This is a genomic window from Shimia gijangensis (assembly GCF_900142085.1).
GTDB lineage: Bacteria > Pseudomonadota > Alphaproteobacteria > Rhodobacterales > Rhodobacteraceae > Shimia > Shimia gijangensis.
This window is the reverse complement of the sequence record NZ_FQZQ01000026.1, coordinates 21,614-48,114: the sequence shown is the minus strand read 5'-3', so window position 1 is coordinate 48,114 and position 26,501 is coordinate 21,614. Positions and strand designations below refer to the sequence as shown.

19 protein-coding genes are annotated in these 26,501 nt (G+C 55.0%); 9 read left to right on the top strand and 10 right to left on the bottom strand.

Annotated features, from left to right (window positions below):
• The first annotated feature begins 30 nt into the window (after positions 1–30).
• Together BUC32_RS17545 and serA are read left to right on the top strand one after the other, a co-directional pair.
• A complete protein-coding gene (locus BUC32_RS17545) occupies positions 31–1,185 on the top strand; it encodes a phosphoserine transaminase (RefSeq protein WP_073256044.1) in 1,155 nt (384 codons plus the stop codon).
• Positions 1,186–1,229: 44 nt separating this feature from the next.
• Positions 1,230–2,825, top strand: a complete 1,596-nt coding sequence (gene serA, locus BUC32_RS17540; RefSeq protein WP_073256041.1) for a phosphoglycerate dehydrogenase — start codon at positions 1,230–1,232, stop codon at positions 2,823–2,825.
• Positions 2,826–2,832: 7 nt separating this feature from the next.
• On the opposite strand, the gene BUC32_RS20710 is transcribed toward serA, so the two are convergent.
• Positions 2,833–3,207, bottom strand: a complete 375-nt coding sequence (locus BUC32_RS20710; RefSeq protein WP_175556962.1) for a hypothetical protein — start codon at positions 3,205–3,207, stop codon at positions 2,833–2,835.
• On the opposite strand from BUC32_RS20710, the gene BUC32_RS17535 reads away from it, so the two are divergent.
• Complete coding sequence (locus BUC32_RS17535; RefSeq protein ID WP_073256038.1) at positions 3,206–3,937, top strand: metallophosphoesterase family protein; 732 nt, start codon at positions 3,206–3,208, stop codon at positions 3,935–3,937. The two genes, BUC32_RS20710 and BUC32_RS17535, sit on opposite strands and share 2 nt — an antisense overlap.
• Positions 3,938–4,212: 275 nt before the next feature.
• Here the strand turns inward: BUC32_RS17535 and BUC32_RS17530 are convergent, their stop codons facing one another.
• The 4 genes from BUC32_RS17530 to BUC32_RS17515 all read right to left on the bottom strand — a co-directional run bounded on the left by BUC32_RS17530 (position 4,213) and on the right by BUC32_RS17515 (position 8,153).
• The gene (locus tag BUC32_RS17530; protein WP_073256035.1) at positions 4,213–5,169 is read right to left on the bottom strand and encodes a PLP-dependent cysteine synthase family protein; all 957 of its coding nucleotides are present in this window, start codon (positions 5,167–5,169) and stop codon (positions 4,213–4,215) included.
• Between the two features lie 51 nt (positions 5,170–5,220).
• Positions 5,221–6,249 carry an L-threonine 3-dehydrogenase gene (gene tdh / locus BUC32_RS17525; protein ID WP_073256092.1) on the bottom strand — a complete coding sequence of 343 codons (1,029 nt, stop codon included), beginning with the start codon at positions 6,247–6,249 and terminating at the stop codon, positions 5,221–5,223.
• Between the two features lie 17 nt (positions 6,250–6,266).
• Positions 6,267–7,451 carry a glycine C-acetyltransferase gene (locus tag BUC32_RS17520; protein ID WP_073256089.1) on the bottom strand — a complete coding sequence of 395 codons (1,185 nt, stop codon included), beginning with the start codon at positions 7,449–7,451 and terminating at the stop codon, positions 6,267–6,269.
• Positions 7,452–7,589: 138 nt separating this feature from the next.
• Entirely contained in the window at positions 7,590–8,153 is a 564-nt protein-coding gene (locus BUC32_RS17515) for a helix-turn-helix domain-containing protein (protein ID WP_073256086.1), read from the bottom strand.
• 130 nt (positions 8,154–8,283) lie between these two features.
• On the opposite strand from BUC32_RS17515, the gene BUC32_RS17510 reads away from it, so the two are divergent.
• The gene (locus BUC32_RS17510) at positions 8,284–9,459 is read left to right on the top strand and encodes an acetyl-CoA C-acyltransferase family protein (RefSeq protein ID WP_073256032.1); all 1,176 of its coding nucleotides are present in this window, start codon (positions 8,284–8,286) and stop codon (positions 9,457–9,459) included.
• Between the two features lie 41 nt (positions 9,460–9,500).
• On the opposite strand, the gene pbpC is transcribed toward BUC32_RS17510, so the two are convergent.
• Together pbpC and BUC32_RS17500 are read right to left on the bottom strand one after the other, a co-directional pair.
• The gene (pbpC, locus tag BUC32_RS17505; RefSeq protein WP_073256029.1) at positions 9,501–11,546 is read right to left on the bottom strand and encodes a penicillin-binding protein 1C; all 2,046 of its coding nucleotides are present in this window, start codon (positions 11,544–11,546) and stop codon (positions 9,501–9,503) included.
• Positions 11,546–16,990 carry an alpha-2-macroglobulin family protein gene (locus tag BUC32_RS17500; RefSeq protein WP_073256026.1) on the bottom strand — a complete coding sequence of 1,815 codons (5,445 nt, stop codon included), beginning with the start codon at positions 16,988–16,990 and terminating at the stop codon, positions 11,546–11,548. Before BUC32_RS17500 ends, pbpC begins: the two co-directional genes overlap by 1 nt.
• 148 nt (positions 16,991–17,138) lie before the next feature.
• Here BUC32_RS17500 and BUC32_RS17495 point away from each other — a divergent pair, with 148 nt between their 5' ends.
• A complete protein-coding gene (locus tag BUC32_RS17495) occupies positions 17,139–19,322 on the top strand; it encodes a response regulator (protein WP_073256023.1) in 2,184 nt (727 codons plus the stop codon).
• Positions 19,323–19,328: 6 nt separating this feature from the next.
• Here BUC32_RS17495 and yaaA read toward each other — a convergent pair whose 3' ends face one another.
• The 3 genes from yaaA to BUC32_RS17480 form a co-directional block, all read right to left on the bottom strand.
• Complete coding sequence (gene yaaA / locus BUC32_RS17490) at positions 19,329–20,102, bottom strand: peroxide stress protein YaaA (protein WP_073256020.1); 774 nt, start codon at positions 20,100–20,102, stop codon at positions 19,329–19,331.
• Between the two features lie 30 nt (positions 20,103–20,132).
• Positions 20,133–22,172, bottom strand: a complete 2,040-nt coding sequence (recQ, locus tag BUC32_RS17485; RefSeq protein ID WP_073256017.1) for a DNA helicase RecQ — start codon at positions 22,170–22,172, stop codon at positions 20,133–20,135.
• 84 nt (positions 22,173–22,256) lie between these two features.
• A complete protein-coding gene (locus tag BUC32_RS17480; RefSeq protein ID WP_073256013.1) occupies positions 22,257–22,544 on the bottom strand; it encodes a YggT family protein in 288 nt (95 codons plus the stop codon).
• 129 nt (positions 22,545–22,673) lie between these two features.
• On the opposite strand from BUC32_RS17480, the gene BUC32_RS17475 reads away from it, so the two are divergent.
• The 4 genes from BUC32_RS17475 to BUC32_RS17460 all read left to right on the top strand — a co-directional run bounded on the left by BUC32_RS17475 (position 22,674) and on the right by BUC32_RS17460 (position 26,412).
• On the top strand, positions 22,674–23,210 hold the full coding sequence (locus tag BUC32_RS17475; protein ID WP_073256010.1) for an acyl-CoA thioesterase: 537 nt from the start codon (positions 22,674–22,676) through the stop codon (positions 23,208–23,210).
• Positions 23,211–23,264: 54 nt separating this feature from the next.
• Positions 23,265–24,653, top strand: a complete 1,389-nt coding sequence (locus BUC32_RS17470; protein WP_073256007.1) for an MFS transporter — start codon at positions 23,265–23,267, stop codon at positions 24,651–24,653.
• An 80-nt stretch (positions 24,654–24,733) separates the two neighbouring features.
• Positions 24,734–25,540: a penicillin-insensitive murein endopeptidase gene (gene mepA, locus BUC32_RS17465; RefSeq protein WP_245815211.1), complete on the top strand. Its 807-nt coding sequence runs from the start codon at positions 24,734–24,736 to the stop codon at positions 25,538–25,540.
• Positions 25,513–26,412 (top strand): esterase-like activity of phytase family protein, encoded by a 900-nt coding sequence (locus tag BUC32_RS17460; protein ID WP_073256001.1) that lies wholly within the window; start codon positions 25,513–25,515, stop codon positions 26,410–26,412. Before mepA ends, BUC32_RS17460 begins: the two co-directional genes overlap by 28 nt.
• Positions 26,413–26,501 lie beyond the last annotated feature (89 nt).

Sequence of the window (26,501 nt, the reverse complement as noted above, 5' to 3'; positions counted from 1 at the left end):
GAGAGGCATTTATCTGTAAGGATAGCATTGATGGCTACTCAGCAACCGGCAACGCGGCCGGCTAACCCGCGTTTCTCTTCTGGCCCCTGTGCCAAACCCCCTACATTTGATGTTGCAAAACTCGCCGACGCCGCATTGGGCCGTTCGCACCGGGCCGCTATTGGCAAGGACAAGCTGAAGGCCGCAATCGAAGGCACGCGCGAAGTTTTGGGCATCCCCGCTGATTACAAAATCGGCATCGTTCCTGCGTCTGACACCGGCGCGGTCGAAATGGCTCTTTGGTCGCTCTTGGGCGAACGCAAGGTCGAGATGCTAGCCTGGGAAAGCTTTGGATCTGGCTGGGTCACCGACGTGGTGAAGCAGCTGAAAATCGATGCCGAAGTCAAAACAGCTGATTATGGACAGTTGGTTGATCTGGCCTCGGTCGATTTCACCAATGACGTTGTATTTACGTGGAACGGCACCACCTCGGGTGTGCGCGTTCCAAACGGTGACTGGATTGCGGACAACCGCGAAGGTCTGACCATCTGTGACGCGACATCTGCCGCCTTTGCGATGGACCTGCCGTGGGGCAAATTGGATGTGACCACATTCTCTTGGCAGAAAGTTCTGGGTGGCGAAGCCGCTCATGGTGTGATCGTACTCAGCCCGACCGCAGTTGCGCGTCTGGAAAGCTACACACCTGTGTGGCCTCTTCCCAAAATTTTCCGCCTGACCAAAGGTGGCAAGCTGATCGAAGGGATTTTTACCGGTGCTACGATCAACACGCCGTCAATGCTGGCTGTAGAAGATTATCTATTTGCCTTGAACTGGGCCCGTGACGAGGGAGGACTGAAAGGTCTGATTGCCCGTGCGGATTCTAATGCACAGGCCGTGTTTGATTTCTGCGACGCCAATGACTGGATTACCAATCTGGCAGAGGATGACGCGACACGTTCGAACACGTCCGTGTGCCTCAAGTTCACAGATGATCGCATTCAGGACGGTGCTGCCTTTGCCAAGGCTGTTGCCAAGCGTCTGGAAACCGAAAACATCGCTTTGGATATCGGCGCCTATCGCGATGCCCCTGCGGGTCTTCGCATCTGGTGTGGTGGAACTGTGGAAACTCCGGATATCAACGCCATGCTGCCTTGGTTGGCATGGGCGTTCGAAGCCGAGATCGAAGCACAAATGGCGGAGGCGTAAGCGCCCCGCTCTCTCCAAAAGAACTTCAAAAAAGGACCATCATCATGGCTCCCAAAGTACTCGTATCTGACAAACTGTCCGAAACCGCCGTTCAGATCTTTCGCGACCGTGGCATCGACGTCGATTTTATGCCGGACCTCGGCAAAGACAAAGACAAGCTGGCCGAACTGATCGGTCAGTATGACGGTCTTGCCATCCGTTCGGCCACCCGGGTCACGCCAACAATCCTGAACGCTGCGACCAACCTGAAGGTGATCGCCCGGGCAGGTATCGGCACCGACAATGTCGACAAAGAGGCGGCCTCGAAAAAGGGTGTGATCGTCATGAACACGCCGTTCGGCAACATGATCACAACAGCCGAACACGCGATTGCGATGATGTTTGCTGTTGCGCGTCAAATCCCCGAGGCCAGCGAGTCTACGCATGCCGGAAAATGGGAAAAGTCCAAGTTCATGGGCACCGAACTGACCAATAAAACGCTTGGTGTGATAGGTGCGGGCAACATTGGCGGAATCGTGTGTGATCGCGCCCGTGGCCTGAAGATGAAAGTGATCGCTTATGATCCCTTCCTCGGCGCTGAAAAAGCCGACAAAATGGGCGTTGAAAAAGTCGAACTGGATGATCTGTTGAAACGCGCAGATTTTATCACCCTGCACGTGCCGTTCACAGAGGCGACGGCCAATATCTTGAGCCGCGAAAACCTTGCCAAAACCAAGAAAGGCGTTCGTATCGTCAACTGTGCCCGTGGTGGTCTTGTCGACGAAGAGGCGCTGGCTGAGATGCTGAAATCCGGCCATGTTGCCGGGGCTGCGTTTGACGTGTTCAAGGTTGAACCCGCCAAAGAGAATGCCTTGTTCAACCTGCCGAACGTTGTTTGCACTCCGCATCTTGGTGCCGCGACCACTGAAGCGCAGGAAAACGTGGCGCTGCAGGTGGCCGAGCAGATGTCGAACTATTTGCTGACCGGCGCCGTTGAAAACGCCCTGAACATGCCTTCGGTAACTGCTGAAGAAGCCAAGGTCATGGGGCCATGGGTCAAGCTGGCGGGTCACCTTGGCGCGTTCAGTGGTCAGATGACCGATGAACCGATCAAAGCCATCAACATCCTTTATGATGGTGTGGTGTCCGACATGAACCTCGCCGCGCTAAACTGCGCCGTGGTTGCGGGCATTCTGAAAAAGTCGAACCCAGATGTGAACATGGTGTCTGCGCCAGTAGTTGCCAAAGAACGCGGTATCAAAATCTCGACCACAAATCAGGACAAATCCGGCACATTTGATGGCTACATCAAAGTAACCGTTGTGACCGAGCACCGCGAACGTTCGATTGCGGGCACTGTTTTCTCGGACGGTAAGCCACGCTTTATCCAGATCAAAGGCATCAACATCGATGCCGAAATCGGGGCGCATATGCTCTACACCACCAACGAAGACGAACCAGGCATCATTGGTGCGTTGGGTCAGACCATGGGCGAAAACGGCGTCAACATCGCGAACTTTACGCTTGGCCGTGCCGATGTTGGTGGCGAAGCCATTGCGCTTTTGTATGTGGACGAGGCCGTTCCTGCCGAAGCCCGCGCCAAGCTGGCTGAGACGGGGCTGTTCCGGCAGATCAAGCCTCTGCAGTTTGACGTCGCCTGACAGAGACTTACTGAAATACGATCACGCCGTCCCAAACCGGGGCGGCGTTTTTCATTAACATGCCAAGTTTTATTTGGCGACCACGTGATGCACGGCTAACATCTCTTTGAAAAGTGAGGGACCATGCCGAATCCAATACAGGTGGACGAGTCGAGAACCATCGACGCGCTAATAAATAGCCCATACCGCATTGACCGCTGCGGCATTGCCGCACTTCTTTCAGGGCACCCATGCGTCGCGCATGATGCTGGTTCAGATTGTACTGCCATTGCTGTTTGGTCGTTTCCCAAATATGGAATTGGCAGACCCGGAACAGGTTGTCTGGCACGGATTCGGGTTTCGCGGCCCTTTGAATCTGCCAGTGAGGTTGAACTGATCCCATGACGACACCAATCTATGCTGTTGGCGATATTCACGGTCAGCTCGATATGCTGGACGACGCGCTTGAACGGATCGAACGTGACGGAGGGCCAGACGCACAAGTTGTGTTTCTGGGTGATTTGACGGATCGCGGCCCCAAAAGCGCGGGTGTGATCGACCGCTTATTGACGGGGCAGGCAGCTGGCCGCAGATGGATCGTTTTGCGAGGCAACCACGACCGGATGTACTCACACTTTCTCGAAGACGTGCCACGGCCTGACCCTCAGATTTTGTTAGGCATGGATTGGTTCAGCGACCGTATTGGCGGCCGTCAGACGCTGGAATCCTACGGCATCGAAGTCACAGAAGCCTCAAGGTATTATCAGGTGCATCCTGTTGCACGCACTGTGATCCCGCAAAGCCATATCGAATTCATGGCCATGTTGCCTGCTTTTTACGAACATCACGAATTGCTGTTTGTGCACGCCGGAATCCGCCCCAACGTTCCCTTAGTAGAGCAAACAGAAGACGACATGTGCTGGATTCGCAAAGAGTTTCTAGAGCATTCCGATCCCCATCCTTGGCTTGTTGTGCATGGCCACACGCCTGGTTCAGATCCCGTTCACGAGGGCAATCGGATCAACCTGGATTCCGGCGCTGGCTATGGCTGGCCATTGACGGCCGCTGTATTTGAGGGCCGTGACTGTTGGATACTGACAGATCAAGGACGCAATCCTCTTGTGGCAGGCTAGTCACTCAAATCTGAATCATTTCACGACAACTTCTTAACTTCTTGGCAAAGCTTTAGACCCAGCCTGCTTTTGTGGGGGCCCTGTATGATAAGGGGTGAGAAGATGCTTAATACCGAAACAGGTCCATCGCGTGAATCCATTTTGCGCAGAGCACCTATTCCAGATGTCGTGATGCAAGAAACAGCAATGGGTGGTCTCATCCGGTTGTTGTCCGAAATTGGGGAAACGTCCATGTTCCAATCCCAAGTGCACTAAGTTCAGTTTTGGCAGGAAGCCTAATCAAACAGATTTGTCGACAAATATTTAAGCCCGCTGTCGCAAATTATGACACCAATTGTCCCGCCGCGCATCTCATCCTCTAACAGGGCAAGCGCGGCGGCCACATTGGCACCTGCAGAGTAGCCAGCAAATATGCCTTCTTCGCGTGCCAATGCCCGCGTCGTAGCGCGGGCAGTCTCTCCTGAGATGGACAGGTATCCGTCGACCGGAACGTCCGCCATGAACGCAAGATCTGCTTTGGCATATCCGCCGCCCTGAATGGGATGATTGGGATCGCTTGCTGTGTTACCGGCAAGAACTGTGGCACCTGTTGGTTCGACCACATACCCCCGAATGTCTGGGTTAATCTGTTTCAATCCACACATGGTGCCAACAAAGGTCCCGGCCGAGCCCGCAAAGTCCACAAATGCAGAAAGGCTTTGATCGCTGTTTTCCCACAGTTCAGGCGCGGTTGTGTTGAAATGGGCGCGTGGATTGCCCGGATGGTTAAACTGATCCGCGCGGAACGCAGCACGATCTTTTACAATGCGCTGCGCAACTCGCTCAACCTCGTCGAGATCGCCACCCGACACCTGACCGGTTACGGAGCCCAGCAATTGGTCAACCAGCACCACTTCGGCGCCCAACGCCGCCATCATCCGGGCCCGTTCCACCGAGTTGCCTCGGCTCATCACCGCGACAAACGGATAGCCTTTTAGACCACAGACAATTGCCAGCCCGGTGCCCATATTACCGCTGGTCAACTCCACAACTGTCTGACCCGGTGCCAAATCACCATTGGCTTCTGCAGCCTCGATAATCCCTTTGGCTGCGCGGTCCTTTTTTGAAAAACCGGGGTTGAGATAATCCAGTTTGGCCAGAATTCTGCCATCCAGCCCGCGCGCTTGCACCATTCGGTCCAGCCAGATCGAAGGCGTTTTGCCAATCACATCCAAAAGCGAGTTTGCCGCCATATTACCCTCTTCAGCTGGTTCCAATTTGTTGCGCGCTCAGGGTAGAACCTCTTACCGCCAGTTCAGCACCACTTTGCCCGACGCTCCGGACTTCATGGCTGCAAAACCCTGTTCAAAGTCATCCACGCCAAATTGGTGCGTGATGACACGGCTGACATCAAGCCCGTTCTGCAACATGGCGATCATCTTGTACCAAGTCTCGAACATTTCACGCCCATAGACGCCTTTTATCGTGATCGCCTTAAACACAATGCGACTCCAGTCGACTGGCGATTTACCCGGAGGGATTCCGAGCAAGGCAATTTTGCCACCCATCACCAACGCTTCAACCATCTGGTCCAGCGCGGCCTGACTGCCGGACATTTCAAGGCCTACATCAAAGCCTTGGGTCAGACCTAGTTCTGTGATGACATCCTGTAAATCCTCTTTCGTGACGTCTACGGCACGCAACGTCGGCACCACATGTTCAGCCAGCCGCAGCCTGTCCGAATTGAGGTCGGTGATCACCACATTGCGGGCCCCTGCGTGACGGGCCACGGCCGCTGCCATAATGCCGATTGGTCCAGCCCCTGTGATCAACACATCTTCACCCAGAAGATCGAAACTCAGAGCGGTGTGCACGGCATTGCCCAGTGGGTCGAGGATCGCGCCTATTTCGTCTGGAATGTCATCAGGCAGAGGCACCACGTTGAATGCAGGCAGACGCAGGTATTCGGCAAAGGCACCTTGCTCGTTTACACCAATCCCACGGGTGCCGGGATCAAGGTGGAATTTACCTGCCCGGCTTTGACGGCTGTCATGCTCAATCAGATGGCCTTCGCCGGAACAACGTTGTCCGATTTTCAACCCAGTCACATCCTTGCCGATTTCCACGATCTCACCAGCGAATTCATGGCCGGTGATCATCGGCACTGGCACCGTGGCCGAGGCCCAATCATCCCAGTTCCAGATATGGATATCTGTGCCACAGATGCCTGTTTTGTTGATGCGGATCAGAACGTCGTCTGGGCCAATTTCGGGCACAGGTGCGCGCGCCGCCCACAGCCCTTCGCGCGGAAAGGTTTTTTCCAACGCTTTCATGGTGTTGGGTTTTCCCATCAGATCACTCCCAACTCTTTGCCGACTTTACCAAAGGCGATCAACGCGCGGTCCAGCTCATCGCGGGTCAGGGCCGCGTTCATCTGGGTGCGAATGCGGGCCTGTCCACGTGGAACAACCGGAAAAAAAAATCCGCTGACATAAACGCCTTCGTCAAACAGCCGGGCCGCCATGTCCTGGGCCAGCTGCGCTTCGCCCAGCATGACAGGAATGATGGGATGTTCGCCGGGTAGAGTATCAAAGCCCAGCTTTTCCAGTCCTTTGCGCCAGTAGCGCGCATTTTCAAACAGCTGGGCGCGTTGCTCTGCACCCTCTTTGACCAACCGCAAGGCCTCGATCCCGGCGGCGACAATGCTTGGCGGCAGCGAGTTTGAAAAAAGATAGGGCCGCGCGCGCTGCCGCAACAGGTCTATCACTGGCTGCGGCCCAGCGATATAACCGCCAATGGCCCCCCCAAGTGCCTTGCCCAGAGTCCCTGTCAGGATGTCCACATTCACGCCGAAATGATCCGGCGTACCAGCGCCATTTGGCCCCATAAAGCCGGTGGCATGGCAGTCATCCACCATCACCAGTGCGTCGTATTCCTTTGCCAGCCGAGTGATTTCCGGCAAATTGGCCAGAGTACCGTCCATCGAAAACACGCCATCCGTGGCGACCATAATATGGCGCGCGCCTTCATCGCGGGCGTGCTTCAGCATCGCTTCAAGATCGGCCATGTCATTGTTCATATAGCGAAAGCGTTTCGCCTTGCACAGACGAACGCCATCGATGATCGAAGCGTGGTTCAGGCTATCTGATATGATCGCGTCTTCCGGTCCCAAAAGCGGTTCGAACAGGCCTCCATTGGCATCAAAACAAGCAGCAAACAGTATCGCGTCGTCCTTCTTGAGGAATATGGCCAACTCCTTTTCCAGCTCGCGGTGAATGTCCTGCGTTCCACAAATGAACCGGACCGAGGCCATGCCGAACCCTTTGGGTTCCAGCGCGGTTTGGGCGGCATCAATCAATGCAGGGTGATTAGCCAGTCCCAGATAATTGTTGGCACAGAGGTTGACAACTTCTCGCCCACCCACTGTGATCTCTCCGCCCTGAGGCGAGGTGATCATTCGCTCGCGCTTCATCAGGCCTTCAGCCTCAATCTGCGCAAGAGTGTCCGTGATGTGGTTCAGAAAGTCCTTGGACATGACATCCTCCATGATTTTGGAGGTGTTTCTAGCATAGCGGATGGATTTCCGAAATAGGAGAATTGCACTATTTTGGAAAAAATCCACAATAACGGATTCTACATCTGTGAGCCTTCTGACGAAAAGATGAAAACAGTCCTAGTCGTTCTGCACGATTAGGAAAGCGCGCGCCGGACCGTTGACGGCTTGAATGCAGTGAGTGACGTCAGATGCATATCGCGCTGTGTCCCCAGTGCTCAGTGTGTCATGTGCGTTACCTGAAGTGACTGAAATCTGACCTTCGACAACCGTCAATTGCTCTTGCGTACCACGCGTATGCGGCTGGCTGTTGAGCATACCGCCCTCGGCAAATCGCAGATCATAAACTTCGTGTTTGCCGGCTTCTTCCGGCGGTGAAAGGATGCGAATACGGCACCCTTGTCCCATATTGTCGATGCTGGGCACCTGCGCGTCACGGATGGTTTCGATCCTGTCCTCGGTGCTTCCCTCTTCCAAGAGCCCCGCAAAATCCACCTGTAAGGCACGGGTCAGGTTCCATAGGGTGGCAATAGTTGGGCTGGATTCCCCGCGTTCAATCTGGCTGACCATTGACCGTGACACGCCAGATAGCTTTGCCACTGCATCCAATGATAAGCCCTGTTCACGACGGGCTTCTTTTAGGCGGGCGGGCAAGAGATCAAGGATCTGGGTATCTGTGTTCATGGCTCCCATTCCTGCTGTTCCGTTGCGCCCATGTCAATGCACGCTGCGTCATGAAGGTATTGAAACCTTGTGGCCCAAGGTCAGCACTGTAGTTTAGTGCCAACTGCAGATTCACTATGGAGACACTCATATGACCGATATCGTAATTCTGGACGGCGCACGCACTGCCATTGGCACGTTTGGCGGCTCTCTGGCCAATACTGCGCCGATTGATCTTGGTGCCATAGCTGCCAAAGCGGCCATGGAGCGTTCTGGCGTCGAAGGTGGGCAGATCGGGCACGTGGTGTTTGGCCATGTCATCAACAGCGAACCGCGCGACATGTATCTAAGTCGTGTCGCTGCCATGAACGCGGGCATTCCAGACACCACGCCTGCAATGAATGTGAACCGCCTGTGTGGTTCAGGTGCGCAAGCCATCGTCTCGGCCACGCAGTCTCTAATGCTGGGCGATGCGGATTTTGCATTGGCGGGTGGCGCCGAAAACATGAGCAAGTCGCCCTACATTATGCAGTCCCAGCGTTGGGGCCAAAAAATGGGTGACGTCAAAACGCTTGATATGATGCTGGGTGCGTTGAACTGCCCGTTCGGCACCGGCCACATGGGTATCACAGCCGAGAATGTCGCGGATGAGCACGACATTACTCGTGCGCAGATGGATGCCTTTGCGTTGGCAAGTCAAAATCGCGCCGCAGCTGCGATTGAAGCAGGGTATTTCCAAAGCCAGATTGTACCAGTCAGCATCAAAGTGCGGCGCGACATGGTGCCGTTTGACACCGATGAACATCCCACTCCCTCGACTGAGGAGTCGCTGGCCAAACTTCGCACAGTGTTCAAAAAGAACGGTCGTGTGACAGCTGGGAACGCGTCGGGTATCAATGACGGTGCCGCAGCAATTGTTCTGGCCCGTGCGGATGCTGCTGAAAAGGCGGGTCTAAAGCCCAAAGCGCGCGTGCTGGGTTATGCTCATGCCGGTGTGCGCCCTGAAGTTATGGGGATTGGCCCTGTGCCAGCGGTAGAGAACCTGCTTGCCAAGACCGGCCTTTCGATCAGCGACTTTGATGTGATTGAATCCAACGAAGCCTTTGCTGCCCAAGCGCTGGCGGTGAACAAGGGACTTGGGCTGGATGCCGCCAAGGTCAACCCGAATGGTGGCGCCATTGCGCTGGGCCATCCAGTTGGTGCGACAGGCTGTATCATTACCGTGAAAGCGCTTTATGAGCTTGAGCGTATCGGCGGTTCCAAAGCGCTAATCACCATGTGTATTGGTGGCGGTCAGGGTATCGCAATTGCAATCGAACGCCTCTAAAGAAATCGGTTCCGGTGCGAAAAGTTTTGCACCGGGACGCCCTAGTCAATCCAGATTTCAATCCGATCCGACCGCCCTTTGGCGTCGATGACTGTCAGGATTGATGCGCCTTTTTCTTCAAATACCAGATCAACATTCCGCTGGTGCAACCGGGTAGCCAAAGGCGTGCCATTGGCAAGAATAGTAAAGGGCAACGTGCCATCACGCACTTTCACCGTTAGGCCACCATCAAGATGCGCCAAACGCGCACCATGAGGTGGAAAGGCCAGTTTTGGCGTGTCCGGCGCGGCCTCGAAAACTGCGTTCCTCCCGCGGAATTTTTGCAAAGGCAGGGGAAGCTGAGCCGAAGTAACCGTTAGGGTTTCGGGCGGTGGCGGGCCAGGTGGATCAAGCGCTGGCTTCAGGCGCTGAAAGACTTCAAAAAGAACCGGTGCGGCCAGCTCTCCTCCAAAAGCACCGGGAACCGGAGTGCCATCGGGGCGGCCAATCCAAATAGCCGCCACATGTTGACCGTCATATCCAACTGCCCAAGCATCGCGGTGGCCATAGCTGGTACCGGTTTTGTAAGCCAGCCGGTTGCGTGGCGCCCCTTTTGGAGGTGCGATGGATGACAGGATGTGGCTGACCTGCCATGCGGCAGCGCGGCTAATCACGTGCCTTTCGGCGGTGCTTGTTGCACCAAGTTGCCACCTGAGGTCGATAGAATTGCCGCCACGCGCTTGCATGGCGTAAAGGTGTACAAGATCTTCCATGGACATGCCGATACCACCCAGAACAATGGCTAGTCCGGCTTGCCCCGTAGGAAGTTTAGGCGTGGCCCCAGTTTTGTGAATTGCAGACATGATGCGCGCCGGGCCAATCTGATCGGCCAACAACACAACAGGGATGTTTAACGACTGACGCAATGCCTCAGCCACTTTGAGCTCACCCCGGAACTTGCCATCGAAATTCTGTGGAGCGTAGGTGCCGAACGTGACCGGGCGATCATCAATCAGCGTTTCGGGATGCGCCAGACCTTCGTCCATGGCCATCGCATAAACCAATGGCTTGAGTGTGGAACCCGGTGAACGATACGCCCGAGTCATGTCAACAAACCCCTGACGGTGATCCCCAAGCGCGTATCCGGCGGATCCGACGGACGCCAGAATTTCGCCAGTTTGATGATCTGCTACCAGCATTGCAATCGACAGCCGATCTTCGAGGCCGATCAGTGATTTTGCAGCGAGCGTTTCAAGCGATTTTTGTAGATCTCGATCCAACGTTAAGTCGTGACGCAAGTGATCCGGATTGGCGTTTATTGCGCGATCTGCCATGTGAGCGGCCACCGAAGGAAATGCACGCCTTTGCGCCGAAACAGTCTCTGATTTGGCTGCCCTAGCGGCATCCGCTGTCAGGGTTCCAGAGCCCGAAAGGAGATCAAGGACGCGATCACGGGCCGACTGTGCCTGAAGACGATCCCGATCGGGACGTCGGGCCTCTGGACTTTGTGGTAGTGCGATCAAAAGCGCCGCTTGTGCCGGGGTTAACCGTGTTGGTTCTTTTCCGAACCAGGCCAATGTCGCCGCACGTATGCCCTCAAGGTTTCCGCCATAAGGCGCATGGGTGAGATACAGGCCAAGGATCTGGTCTTTGGTGAGAGTATGTTCCAGCGCCAAGGCCACACGTATTTGACGCAACTTGCCTTGCCATCGCCCGGTGCCGCTGTCTTCCAAAAGGCGTGCAACCTGCATAGTTAGGGTCGACCCGCCTGACACAACCTCACCATTTCGGACAGCCTGCGTCACCGCCCGCATCAGAGCAATTAGGTCTACGCCAGAATGGGACCGGAACCGTTTGTCTTCATAGGCGATCAGCATGTCCAAAAAGTGTTGATCTACTTGTTGCGATGTAGCGCCAAGGCGCATCAGCCCATCCTCAACCGCATACGCTCGCAATAGAGCACCATTGCGGTCGCGCACCTCGACCGAGGTTTCGGCGATCAAAGGGGGCAGATCAGTGTCCACAACCCAGCGATCAAACCCGTCACGTGCCAAAGCAGCCGCCCACAGGGCGATCACCGGCAAGGCATATTTGCCCCAACCGCGCATCACTCGGTAACTGTCACGCTACTGGCTGAAGTGCGGGCACGGTATTGGGGACGATACATATCCTCGACCGTGGCCGCAGGGTGGTGGTAATCTCCGGGGCTGACCGCACGCACGATATAGGCCAGATGGAAGGATTTGGAATTGCGCCAGTCCACTGCCGCCAGAAAACGATCCGAGCGGAATTCAGCATTCTGCGTTGCAGCGATATCCAACCACTTCAAAGCAGCGATATCACCGCTTTCTAGAAGGTTTGGATTGTCGATCTCAAAGCCGGCAGGCAAAGGATCGTTGACCATCAGCCGGGCTCCACCACCATCGGTAGGTGACACCTTGAGAACCGTCACAAGCCGGTCTCCGATCTTGATGCTCGCAAGGTCTGTGGCTTCGCCACCCAGGGTGAAGTAGCTGCGCTCAATGGCATAGCCATAGCCGCCTTTGTCGATCGGATAGTTTGGCACTCCGATTGAGGTTATCGTTAGGGATGTCGGCTTTGCGCTTTCGTTGGTTACCTGCACGGGGTCTGCGGCGACGTCGTCTGCTAAGGTGCGAACCAATGCGCCGTCAACCGGTACACCGTTCACGCTAAGGCCAAGCGAAGCGTCATCGTCGATCAGCGCATGGGCGGCCATCAACGACCAGACGGATTCCTGCGTGGACATGTTGCGCGCGGCACCGCCCACTCGGGTAGCCCAAATCTGGCGATCCAACACATCGCTGCCAGCTTCTACCGCCAAAGTGAGCGCTCCGGCGGCATCCCTTAGTTGAGTGCCATAATCCGCCCGCCAAAAGTTGGAGGGCGCTTCGTCCCAATGTCTGTCCAGCTGCCATGCCGCTTTGGCAAACATACGGTCGGCGCGGGTCTGATCCCCGTAGTAGGCCAATGCAGCACCCAATTGGGCTGCGGCCAGTGGCGTTCCAAAATGATCGGCTTTGACATCCGCATAATAACGCAGGTCCCCCATATTGGCGGCGCCTTCGCGCGCCAGCACCATCAGCGCATAGGCAACGTCTTCGCCTCCGTCATCAAAGTCAGGCGCATAGTTGATACGATTGCGCAGATTATCCATGGCTTGCCGGAAGGCGATGTCAGGTACTGAATAACCTTTGGCTTTGGCGCGCGACAGGAAATCGCTGACATAGGAATCCAGCCAGAAATCACCTGAATCCGCATACCACAATCCAAAGGCGCCGTTTGTGGCCTGACGGGTCAAAACAACAGCGATTGCCTGATCAATGCGTTCCTGCACTTTGCCGCGTTCCCCCAGCCCAAGAGAAGAGGTTATGGTATCAAAATACAATAAGGGCAGGGCTTTGGAAGTCACCTGCTCTGTGCAGCCGTAAGGATATCGATCCAGCGCTTGCAACAGACCGGGCGCATCAAATCGCGCCAAGGCACCCGATGAAATCACCGCAGAACCCGTGCCATTCCGCATGTCCACAAACAGGTTGCTGTCCAGCGTAAAAGTAGAGCCAGCAGCAAGATCAATGCGCTGTGTTGTGCTGATCTCAGGATCATTTGCGCGCACTGGCAAAGTCAGGGTTTTCACGATCTGCTTGCCGTTCGGCGTGGTCAGGGCAACGCGCACCGAATGATCGCCCACTTGCCCTGCAGTGATCGGGATCGACAGGCGTTCCGTACCTTTGTGGGCCAGTGTAAGCCCAGAAGGCACATCACTGGCATTCAACCCGACACCCGTAGCGCTGACATCCAGACCGACCCGGCCAGAAGGCCCTTCGGCGTGCACAATCTCCAAAAGTAGACGGCTGGTATCTCCTGGTGCAAGGAAACGCGGAAGAGTCGCAGTGACCACAACCGGATTGCGCACCAAAACATCATGTTCAGCCTGACCAACGGCCGTTTTGCTCCAGGCAACGGCCATTAGGCGCACAGTTCCGTTGAATTCAGGCAGATCAAAGCTGACTTGCGCTGTGCCATCGTCGCCGATTATTACCGGTCCTTCAAAGTAAGCAACCAGTTCTTCTGTTGGCGGGGGTGATTGGAAAGACGAGCCACTGCTTGCATCACCGCCCTGGCGCAACGCACCCATGTCACCGTTCATCCCATCGATCAGCCGACCATAGATGTCGCGAATTTCTATGCCCAAACGACGTTGGCCAAAGTAGTGGTCTGACGGGTCGGGGCTTTTGAAACCGGTGAGGTTCAAAATGCCGACATCCACAGCGGCAAGAGTAACATAGGCGGATTCGTCTTTGGTCACACCATCCACTTTGATACCAACTTCCAGCGCGCCGTTTGGCGCCACTTTGTCCCCGGCATCAAGAGTCACATTCAGTTGTTTAACACCGGGATCAATCTTGGCGTAGCTGAGCCCAAGCGCCCGCGACGGGTTCAGACCCGCAGGTTCATTCGCAGGGCGGATCACCGAGGCAGACACATAAGCTCCAGCGCCCCATTCATCCGTGACGTCCAGCGGAATCAGGTTCTCGCCTTCCTGAACTTCAACCGCTTTCATAGCGATCAGGCGATTGGACATCACAGTGACAAGCGCTGTTCCTGCAAACCGTGGCACAACACGCAATGTTGCTATCTCGCCGCTATGATAACCGGGCTGATCCAAGGACACGTCCAACGTATCCGGAGTTTCGAGCGTATCCACAGGAGCATACCACCCCGCATAGAAATCACTGGAGCTGGCAACATAGTCGCCGTCCAGACGCTCAACCACGATCTCATAGTGACCCCATTCTACCGGGGAAGACACTTTGATTGGTTCTGCGCCAAGAGTTACTTCGCCACTGGCAACGGCTGTGCGGCGCGATGTAGGCTCCCAATTCCAATCCCCGTAGAGATTGTACCATTGATAAGACGTGCGAACGCGATTGACGGTCCAGCGAACTTTCATGTCCTGGCCAGAGAGGTCCGGTGCCAAACCGACCAGCAGGAAGCCTGCGTCAGTGCCTTCTGCAACCACTTCTTCTTCAAACAGAGGCTTGATACCGATCATCGGCCCTTTGGACGACACGGGATGGGTAATGCGACGTTCCACCGGGCGGCCAGAGCCTTCCATAACCCTGGTGGTCACCCGGGCCTCGAAAGGTTGGCCCAGAGTCTCAACGTTCGGGAAATAGAGCGGCAGAATGGTCATGCCACTGTCATCAGTTTTTTCTCCGGCAAAAAATTCGGCGCGCGGATCAAAACGTTCGTCGTAGCGGCCAAAGCTGTAACCTTTGTAGCCATCGACCTGGGCGCGTGCCCGCAAAGTGACCTGGCCTTCGACGGTCAACCCAGCGCCCGGAGCGCCAAACAAATAGCGTGCTTCGATGCGCAAATCGGTGGGCTCTTTGTCATCGTTCAACACGATCGGGCCATCCGGCAGGGTCTGTGTAAAGTCGATGCGCTCAGGCAGAAAATCCTCGACCAGCACTTTGCGAGTGGCCAAAGACGGCGCATCAGGGTCGGATTTGATGGACAGTTTCCAAGTGCCGCGCGGCACCGTCTGTCCTAGCGGCATGGCAAATACATGTCCGCCTTCGGTGTCGCTCACCGACGTGGACCGGCTGTACTCCACCCCATCTGGGCGCATCAGAATGGCCGTTACAGGCAATCCGGGCAAGGCTTCGGCTACATCTCCGCGTGCCAAAGCAGTGGCGTGGATAACCTCGCCTGCGCGATAGGCACCGCGATCGGTTGCAAGAAACAAATCAACTGGCGGTGCAGGTGGGCGACCCTCGACGCCACGGTCAGACAGATCAAAGGCAGGATCAGTCAATGACAGGAATGAGAAATCATTGCCGGATTCAAACGTCACCATGGCTGGTGCAGCCCCGCCTGAGCCACGTGTCAGGCCGGGGTCAAACCGGGCATAGCCTTTGGCATCAGTTGTGGTCATGCCAAGCACCCGGTTGCTGCGGGACAACAACGTGACCGTGGCCCCTTCGCGGGCTGAAGCATCACCAAGCGAGCGCATGAATACATGCAATCCATCAACGCCCGAAAGCGTGGTGATCCCAAGGTCTGACAGGACGAACCATTGTGTTGTCGATGTTTCGTCGTATTTGTCTGCGCCTGGCAGATCGGCAGTCAGCGCATATAGTCCGGTAGGTAGGTCTGACACAACATCGCCCAGCGGCAAGCGTGTTGTCATGTCCACATTCAATTGATTGCTAACCGCGCCATTGCCTTGCCAGACAGTCTCGGCAATTTCGCTGTCGAAGGTTTCGAACTGCCAATAGGACAGAGGCCGTCCGAAGTATCCATCCTGAAGGGTGCGCAGCAGGTTGCGATCACTGACGCGTTGTAACCTGAGGTCCACTTCGTTCAGGTTCGTTGTTTCGATGGGTAGACCCGCATCTGCTGTACGTGGCAGGACATATGCGCGTCCTGGAAAGCGTACCGCAGGCTCTCTGTCACGGACATAAAAGGTCAGATCGATGTCGCGGGCCAATGTTTCGCCGCTGGCCGCAGGCAAGCCTTTTCGGAAGGTGATTGTATGGCGGGAGCCATGGGCAACCCCTTCGATGCAGATGCTGCGATCTTCGGCTTGAACTGACAGGCGTTGATCCGGCAGTTTCAGAAAAGTCGCGTAATCCTCCCCGACCTTAATAAGGGGTTCGTTGAACTTGGCGCAGATACGAGGGGATGCCAAATTGCTCTCTACCTCATGCTCGGCGATGTTGAAGCCGTATTTGGCTATCGCCCGATCCAGAGCCGAGACTACATCAGCGCGTGGCTGGATCGATTCGGCTAACCGAAGCGCGCGCAGTGAGGTTTTGCCTCGCTTATTTGCTTCGAAAATTTCGGCCATTACTACAAGGCTGGAGACCCGTTGCGGATCGTTCATCGCCCGCAAATACGCATTCATGGATGCCAACAGGGCCCGACTACGGTGTTTGCCTTTGTCATTTGAATTTGTCGCAGCCAGCTCTTGATTTAAGCGTGCATACTCAAGCCAAATATCGCTGCGATCTTCTTTACCAACGGCAGCACCCGTCCAGCGCATTGCGTTCAGGGTGTCGCCTTCTGATTGCCGGGACTGAGCGGCATCCAGCATCGAAGAGACGCTCCAGGGCCCACCCGCATGCAGGGATCCGATTTTTTTGGCCTGTTCCGTAGCGCGTTTCAGTTGATAGGTCGGGATGAATGACAATTCAGCGGCGCGTTGGTCCACTTGTTGCAAGGTTTTTGGGTCAGCCAAAAAGACCTCACCTGATACCGCACCTTCATAGGGTTGGGTTTCGCTGATCGCGCTTTTGGGGAAGCATGAATTTGAGCGCTTGTTGAAGGTAAAAGCCTGGCACTCACTGTCTTGTAAACAGGTATTTCGGCATGCGTCATAGGTGGTGTCGAAAACATTGGTGAGGTCAGAACCGAAGAAATCCACGTCCCTGCTGACCACAATTCGTCGCTCGGGAATCAGGCTGTCTTCTGCAATTGCTGTCTGAGCAAAGAATACCCCGGCCAACGCCGCCAAAATCCAACGCATCACAACCTCCTAAAATGAATTGCTGATATGGTGACACGGCGGGGCCCTCTCTGGCAACGATTCACCTGATTGCAAATGGTTTAAGTAGATATTCACCCGACTACGTTTGAGTGGTGCGAAACCAAGATCAGGCAATTGGGTGTATGAGATGACTCTGGCACAAAAACTGGCGGAAGAGCGCCGTGCGCGGCTTGCAGCGGAACGATTATTAGAGCTGAAACAGGCCGACCTTTTCGCGGCAAATCGAAAACTGGGCCGGCAGGCAGAGCAACTATCGCATGAAATCGTGGAAACCCGCGCCGAAGTGGCCACTGTTCGAACCGAAAACAAGCGGGTGAAATCCGACCTTCAGGAAGCCAATCAAAAGATCGAAATTGCCGAACGACGTCTTTGGTTGTCGATTGAAACAATTCAGGATGGATTTGCCTATTTCGATGCAGATAGCCGCATGATTGCAGCCAACCCATCATACCTCGCGGTATTTGAAGGTCTGGGCGAGATTGGGCCGGGCATCACCTATGCGCGAATTTTGCAGCTGGTGACCGAAGAAGGCATTTTTCACATCGGCGATACCGACCCTGCGGCTTGGCGCAAGGCCATGCTAGAGCGTTGGCATACTCCCTTGCCGCAAGCTGTTGTCGTGCGCCTTTGGAATGGTGAGTACATTAAGCTTATTGATCAACGGGGCCATGCCGGTGATATGGTGAGTCTCGCGCTGAATATCACCGATACCGTGCGCTACGAAGCCAAATTAAAAAAAGAACAAGAACGTGCAGAGGCAGCCAGTCGCGCCAAATCGGCGTTCCTTGCCAATATGAGTCATGAGATTCGCACCCCAATGAATGGCGTGGTCGGCATGGCCGATCTGCTGATGGACACTAAGCTTAGCGAAGAACAAGGCCTGTTTGTTTCAACCATCAAAAACTCTGGCGAGGCGCTTTTGGTCATTATCAATGACGTTCTGGACTATTCCAAAATCGAAGCTGAAAAGCTGACACTCCACCCTGAGCCCTTTGACTTTGAGCGTTGCATTCACGAGGTTTTGACGTTGCTGCAGCCCAGTGCGCGGGAAAAAGGCATCGCGTTGATTGTCGATTATGATCTGTTTTTGCCTACCATGTTGGTTGGCGATCCGGGGCGTGTTCGGCAAGTGCTGACCAATCTAATTGGAAATGCAGTGAAATTCACCTCAACCGGCCATGTTTTGGTTCGGGTGGTTGGGGAAACACATGAAGCTAGCAATCAATGCGAATTGCACGTCACCATTGAAGATACTGGCATCGGCATTCCTGCAGAAAAGGTCAGCCACATTTTTGGAGAATTCAATCAAGTCGATGACGAGCGCAATCGCAAGTTTGAAGGCACCGGTTTGGGGCTGGCGATCACACAGAGGCTGATTGGGTTTATGGAAGGTGAAATCTGGGTGGATTCGGTAGAAGGAGAAGGGTCATGCTTTGGTTTCCGGTTGAATTTGCCAGTGGAAGAAGACCTTAGCATTGAACCGCCTTGCTTGCCGCGTCACGTGAAACGCGTTCTGGTTGTTAGCGGTCGCGAGATCAACCGGACACTGCTCGAAAAACAGATGGAACAAATGGGGGCGTCGGTCGTTTCTTGCGCAAATGGTCAAAAGGCTCTTGGGCATGTAAATGAAGTTGATCTCATTCTGACGGATCGCAAAATGCCCGATATGGACGGGTTCGAGTTGACCGACATTTTACGCAAAGAAAACAACAACGTTCCGGTCGTGATCCTAAGTTCCGACCCAACCTTTGCCTTGAGCGATCCGACCTATAAGCCCTCTCAGGCAGTATTGAAAAAACCGGTGTCGCGACGGGATCTGTTCCGCAAGATTGTAGAAGCAACAGAAGCGGCACCCCGTACAGAACCTCGATCAGAGCCTCGCGTCGAGGGTCAAATCCGAAAAATGCGAGTGTTGGCGGCTGAGGACAATAAAACCAACCAGTTGGTTTTGGGAAAACTTCTCAAGTCACTCGAGATTGAGTTGCAATTTGCTAACAATGGCATCGAAGCGGTCGATCTTTTCCAAAGCATGACACCGGACATGATTTTCATGGACATCTCCATGCCCAAAATGGATGGTAAAGAAGCCACTGCAAAAATCCGCGATCTACCGGGGGGAGAAAAGATTCCGATCATTGCGCTGACGGCCCATGCTGTCGATGGCGATGAGCAAGGAATCCTGTCGGCGGGGTTGGACCACTACCTGACCAAACCTCTCAAAAAGGCCGCCATATTTGAAATGATTGCGCAGTATCTTCCAGCGCAGGCAATGCCACCTTTTCCACCTGAAGATCGTAAAAGTGGCACCTGAACGCGATCAGGTTTCTGGATAGGCCCGTAAGAACACGAACCGATCTGCATCAGACATGTCTGGCTGATAGGAATAACCGCCGAGGTCAAAATCTTTGAGGCTTTGCGGGTCAGTCAACCTACGCTGAATCATGTAGCGGGCCATCGATCCACGTGCCTTTTTGGCGAAAAAACTGACAATCTTGGGTTCGCCGTTTTTCTCTTCCATGAAAACTGGGGTAATAATGCGCAGCTTCAAGGCCCTTGGATCAACGGCTCCAAAATACTCCTGACTGGCACAGTTTACCAACACGTCAGTGCCCAGCTCAGCCGCCTGCAAATTTAGAGATTTGGAGAGGCTGTCGCGCCAAAAGTCATACAGGTTCTTGCCGCGCCGAGTTTTCAGGCGACTGCCCATTTCAAGGCGATAAGGTTGAATCGCATCCATTGGACGCAGAACACCGTAAAGGCCAGACAGGATACGCAGATGCTCCTGCGCCCAAGTCAGTTCCTCTGCGTCCAGTGTCGCTGCTTCAAGGCCAATATAGGTATCCCCGGCAAAGGCCCGCACGGCCGGGCGGGTGGCATAGGTATCCGGTTCAGCCTCATAAGCCTTAAAACGATCGCGATTGAGTTTAGCCAAGTCAGGGCTAAGAGCCATCAGTTTTTGCAAGTCACCCAAAGTCAGATTGCGGGCCGTTTTCACCAGCTTCAAAGCCTCGTCAGAAAAATCTGGCGTGGTTGTGGTGCCTTCGACAGGGTTCCAGTTCAGACGTTTCGCAGGTGAGACAACAACAAGCATGATAGGTTCCTTTGTTCCAGATCCGCAGACTTAGCCCGCCTCGCGCAGCACGTCCAGAAAAGCGGCTCCAAACCGTTCAGCGCGTTTGTCGCCCAGCAGGCGGCTCATCGCCCATTCATCGTCGGGGCGGGCACTGGCGACCTTGGCCAAAAGTGATGCTGAGCAGCTCATTGGTTTGTCGATACCTTCGGGGCCGCGCGCAAGATCGGCTTGGACTTCAAGTAATTTGTCATAAAGCGGGCCAGAATCGCGCCCTGCCAATTTCCGACGGCTGGGATGCAGGTTTGCGGCTTCACCGTTGATGACTTCGAGAAAGGCATCGCCATAGCTCTCTAATTTTTTGGCCCCAACCCCACCGACGCGCGCCATTTCATCCAAATTGGTGGGGCGGGTTTCGGCCATTTCGATCAAAGTCCGGTCGTTGAAAATGATATAGGCGGGCGCGCGTGTAGCCTCGGCCAAAGCGCGGCGCTTGGCTTTGAGGGCACTCAAAAGTGGCGCGTCCTCTTCGCTCACCAGTTCTTTGGCGGCAGGGCGGTGGTTGGCCTTGCGGATGGTGTCACGGCGCAGTTCGATTGAGGCTTCGCCTTTGAGGATTGGCATTGCAGCGTCTGTCATACGTAACCCGCCATGGCGTTCGGGGTCCGGGCGCAATAAATCATGACCCATCATCTGGCGAAACACGGCCTGCCACTGGCGGCGGTCGTATTCAGTGCCGACCCCATAGGTTGGCAGGCTATCGTGCCCGCGTTCGCGCACCTTGTCCGTCTCAATGCCCAGCAAGATGTCGATCAGATGACCGCTACCAAACCATTCACCCGTGCGCAGAGCGGCGGATAACGCTTTGCGCACAGCAGTGGTGCCGTCGAATACGTCGGCTGGCGTTTCACACAAGTCACATCTGCCGCAGGTGACATTGGTTTCTCCAAAATAGCCCAGCAGGGTTTCTCGTCGACAATGCAGGGCTTCGGCGAGGCCTAAAAGAGCGTTGAGCCGTGCATGGTCTGCCGAGCGCCGCTCTGGTGGTGCCAGCCCCTCGTCGATCTGACTGCGGCGCAACCGGATGTCTTCCGGACCAAACAAAGTCAGGGTTTCAGCGGGTGCACCATCGCGACCTGACCGGCCAATTTCCTGATAGTAGGACTCAATAGATTTAGGCAGGTCGGCGTGCGCCACCCAACGGATATCGGGTTTGTCGACGCCCATGCCAAAGGCAACCGTGGCCACCACGATCAGCCCATCTTCGCGTTGAAACCGGGTTTCGGTGACGCGTCGATCTTCGGCTTCCATGCCACCGTGATAGTGCAGGGCCAGATGCCCGGCATCCCGCAACGCCTTGGCGAGGTTCTCCGTTTTTGCGCGTGTCCCGCAATAGACAATACCCGATTGGCCTTTGCGGGCGGCGGCGAAGTCGAGGATTTGACGACGCGGGCTGTCCTTGGCGGCAAAAGCAAGATGGATATTCGGACGATCAAACCCATGCAGAAAGGTGCTTGGAGCCTGACCATCAAACAGGCGGGCAACAATCTCTTCGCGGGTTTCGGCGTCTGCGGTGGCTGTAAAGGCTGCAAGTGGTACATCCAGCGCTTGACGCAATTCTCCGATCCGCAAATAGTCCGGGCGGAAATCATGGCCCCATTGGCTAACGCAGTGGGCTTCGTCCACGGCAATCAGGCTAACCCCGATTCGCCGCAACATGCCAAGGGCTGCACCGGAAGCAAGTCGTTCAGGCGCTATGTACAACAGCTTGAGCCGTCCGTGATCCAAGGCCTCCCAAACTTCATTGGTTTCTTCTTCGGTATTACCGGATGTGAGCGCCCCCGCCGCAACACCCACTTCGCGCAATGCGCGCACCTGATCCCGCATTAAGGCGATCAGCGGAGAAATCACCACGGTCACACCTTCACGGACCAAAGCCGGGAGCTGGAAACACAAGGATTTTCCGCCGCCCGTGGGCATAATCGCCAACACGTTTTCGCCACGTGTTACGGCGTCAACGATCTCTTCCTGGCCTGGCCGGAAAGAGTCGAATCCAAAAACGTCACGCAGGAACGTGGCAGCGGCGCACATGAGTAAACCCGTAGTTTGTTGTTTGTCTGCTCGTTAAAGCCGACATTCCCATAACCGGATTCGGTGAACAAGCCCCGAAGAGCGTCAGCGCAATCCCAGAGCGACGGGCAGGATATAGTCGCGCAATGAAATGATGATGATGAATGCCACAAGCGGCGCCAGATCAAGCGGACGTGTGTCAGGCAGAATACGGCGGATCGGCGTATAAATCGGCTCAAGCAAGCGGTTCAGGCCGTACCAGATTTGGGCAACCATCTGCTGGCCCATATTGAGCACCTGAAAGCTGATCAGCCAACTCATGATGATGTGGATCAGCATAATAAAGAACGCGACATCCAGAATAAGCCTTAGCGGTCCGTAAATTGCCATCATCGTCAGGTCTCTCCGTTTTCTTGCCAGACCCAATTAAGCACCAAGCCAGCAAAGGGCAAGAGTGGCGCAAGGTAACAGTTGACGTGCGGGTAAACCATTGAATGCTTATTGCTCAAAGGAGATTCACGCATGTACCCTATCATTCGAATGGTCAAACAGATGATCCTGCATCGCAATGACCCGCCGTTGTCAGCCATGGGAACCCATGTGTCGCACCACCGATGCTGGCCATGGGATATCGACCTTTGGATGGAGCTGAACAACGGGCGCACGCTGACACTGCTTGATCTTGGGCGCATTCCTTTGGCGCATCGCATCGGTCTGATTAGCGTCATGCGCCAAAAAAGGTGGAGTATGACCATGGCGGGCGTGTCCGTACGCTATCGCCGACGTATCCGTACTTTTGAAAAGTTCGAGATGCGAAGCCGGGCAGTTTATTGGGATGATCGGTTCATCTATCTTGAGCAAACGATGTGGAAGCAAGACGGGGAGTGCGCCAACCATGCGTTGTATCGCTCGGCCATAACGGACCGCGATGGCATCGTTCCTCCAGCGCAAGTCATTGAGGCTATGGGTGCGGACAATACCCGCCTGCAAGCACCCGAATGGGTGCAAGGTTGGATCGATGCCGAAGCCAAACGCCCCTGGCCCCCAATGCAGGATTAACTTGCCTGTTGGCCACACCCCTGTCTTAGTGGAAAAAAACACCGGGGGACAGGTATGGCTGAAGTATCCGCGCGCAAGCGCATTTGGGGGTGGTGGTTCTTTGATTGGGCCAGCCAGCCGTACCATACAGTCCTGCTTACGTTCATTTTCGGCCCCTTCTTCGCAAGCGTGGCTGCAAATCACTATCTCAGCACGGGCATGGAATCCGAGGCCGCTAAGGCCGCCGCATCGACAACGTGGTCAATTGGATTGACTCTTATCGGTTTGGTGATTGCCTTTGGCGCACCCGTTTTGGGCGCCATGGCGGATACAGCAGGACGTCGCATTCCGTGGATTGTCGGGTTTTCTGTCATGTACGTGGTTGGGGCTGCAATGCTTTGGACGACTGACCCTAGTGGCGGCAACATGTGGTGGGTGCTTTTCGCCTTTGGGTTTGGCTTTGTCGGTGCCGAATACGCGTTGATTTTCGTGAACTCGCAGCTTCCCGGTCTGACGAATGACGAAGAGGTCGGCAAGGTATCAGGATCAGGTTTTGCCTTTGGCTATGTTGGCGGGCTTCTCGCGTTGGCGGTTGTGCTGGTGTTTTTTGTGGAACAACCCAACGGTAAAACGTTGGTCGGATTTGATCCGGTGTTCGGCCTGAACGCTGAGGAACGTGAAGGCACACGCATCGTTGGGCCGTTTGCTGCCCTGTGGTACATTGTGTTCATGATCCCCTATTTCCTGTGGGTGCGCGAAGTAAAAGTGCCTAAGAAAAACAAAGGGTTCTCTGATGCGATGGCGTTGCTCAAGAGATCGCTGATCAAAGTCACCAAACGGCCCAGTCTTGCGGCCTATCTGGGATCATCGATGTTTTATCGCGACGCTTTGAATGGCCTGTACGGCTTTGGCGGCGTTTATGCTGGCTTGGTGCTCGAATGGAACATTGTTCTGATTGGTGTGTTTGGGATCGTCAGTGGTTTGGCGTCAGCACTGTTTTCGTGGCTTGGCGGCAAAGCAGACCGTCGATTCGGCCCAAAACCGGTGATTATCATGGCCATTTGGGTTCTCCTGCTGGTTTGCGTGGTGGTCGTAAATATGTCGCGCACCTCGTTCTTTGGCGTGACCCTGGCGGAGACATCCAAATTGCCGGACATCATGTTTTTTGTCTGTGGTATGTTGCTGGGCGGTATGGGCGGTATTCTTCAGGCGGCGAGCCGGACCTTGATGGTGCGTCACACGGACCCTGAGGCTCCAACCGAGAGTTTTGGGCTTTATGGACTGTCCGGGCGGGCCACTGCCTTTATTGCGCCGATGTTGATCGGGGCCGTCACGGCGTGGAGCGGAAGTACGCGCATTGGCGTATCTCCGTTGATCGGACTATTCCTTCTGGGGCTGATCCTGTTACGATGGGTCAATCCACAAGGAGACCAAGGCGAATGGGCAGATCCCTCGCAATCCTGATCGCGTTTTTGGGGCTGGCGGCGTGTCAGACCCAAACACCTACGGCCACCGTGTCGACCAAACAAAAAGTTCCCGCTGAAATGCAAGGGGTTGAGGCGCGCAAACTGTTTGGCGCGTCTGAGCATGGGTCTCATCAACATCCTGCGCCATTTGGCTCATATAATAAGGGCTGTTTAGCGGGTGGGGCAGAACTGCCTGAAACCGGCCCAACCTGGCAAGCGATGCGTCTGTCGCGAAACCGTAACTGGGGATACCCCGAAACGATTTCATTTATCCGAGACCTGTCTGCCACGGCTGCACAGCAACCTGGATGGAAGGGTTTGTATGTCGGAGATATCAGCCAACCACGTGGCGGGCCGATGTTGTCAGGCCACCGATCCCATCAGATGGGGTTGGACATCGACATTTGGATGTTACCGCCAGACCGCCTGAACCTGAGCGTAGCAGAACGCGAAAGCCTTTCGTCGATTTCCATGCGTCGGGACAAAGGGGCCTATGTCAACTCCAGCTGGACCCACCAACATCACGAAGTGCTCAAGGCGGCGGCAAGTGACTCGCGCGTGGCAAGAATTTTTGTATTTCCCGGTGCCAAGGTGCGGATGTGCAATGATGAAAAGGGTGACCGCAAATGGCTGCGCAAGATACGGCCGTGGTGGGGGCACCATTACCATTTCCACGTGCGCATGAATTGTCCCAAGGGGGCGTCAGGCTGCCGCAATCAGGATCCACCTCCTGCCGGTGATGGGTGCAAAGGCGCGGAAAAATGGGTGCAGGATATCTTGAATCCACCGCCACCTGATCCAAATGCCAAACCCCCGAAACCAAGAAGACAATTGGAAATGGCGGATTTGCCGGGTCAATGTATCGACGTCTTGCAGTCGCAGTAAGTGCGGCCCTGATCATACTGGTTTTGCAGCCAGCGTTTGGGGCAAAAGACAATTCACGCGCAAAATGGGTGTCGACGACGCCCTGGCAAATCTCTGAGCAGTGGTTCGGCGGGTTCTCAGGGTTGGAAGTGTCCGATGACGGGCAATCTTTCGTAATGATTTCTGACCGTAGTCAAATGGTCAAAGGCCGTTTTGAGCGGGAATCCGGAAAGATCGTTGAGGTCGAATTGTTGGAGCGCACAGCAATGCGAGGCTCGGACGGCGGGCTTTTCAAAAACAGCGATCGGGATTCAGAAGGATTGGCTCAATCAAAGGATGGCACGCTGTTTGTGTCGTTCGAAGGCAAGGACCGTGTCGAGTCATTTCGCAAGTTGAGCAGTCTTGGTCTCACTTTGAACGGAAGTCCTGCCTTTGAAGGTATGAAGCCAAACGGTGCTTTTGAAGCGCTTGCGATCGACGACGCCGGATTCTTAGTGGCCCTTCCTGAAAACCCATTGGGCCGACCGGACCAAGCGCTTGTTTTCCGATTTGAAGGAAAAAGATGGACCCAGCCGTTCCCGATAACACGAGATCCAATATTTCACCCAGTTGGGGCCGATTTTGGGCCCGACGGCAGCTTCTACCTTTTGGAGCGGGCCTTTAACGGCTTGGGTTTTCGCAGTCAGGTACGTAGGTTTGATGTCACAAAAACCGGATTTGTGAACGGAGTCACTTTGGTTCGCACTTTTACCGGCAAACATGACAACCTTGAGGGCCTGGCCGTGTGGAAAGATGACGATGGAGAAATTCGACTTACGATGGTTTCCGACAGCAATTTCCGGTTCGTTCAGCGCACTGAGATTGTGGAATACGTGGTTCCCGAAAACACTTGATTTGTCTGAAAGGGGCGATTAGACCCCGCTCGTCCCGACATTCTGCGGGGCCAAGTCGCCGCAACCTTGTTAAAACGGGCTAATAAAGA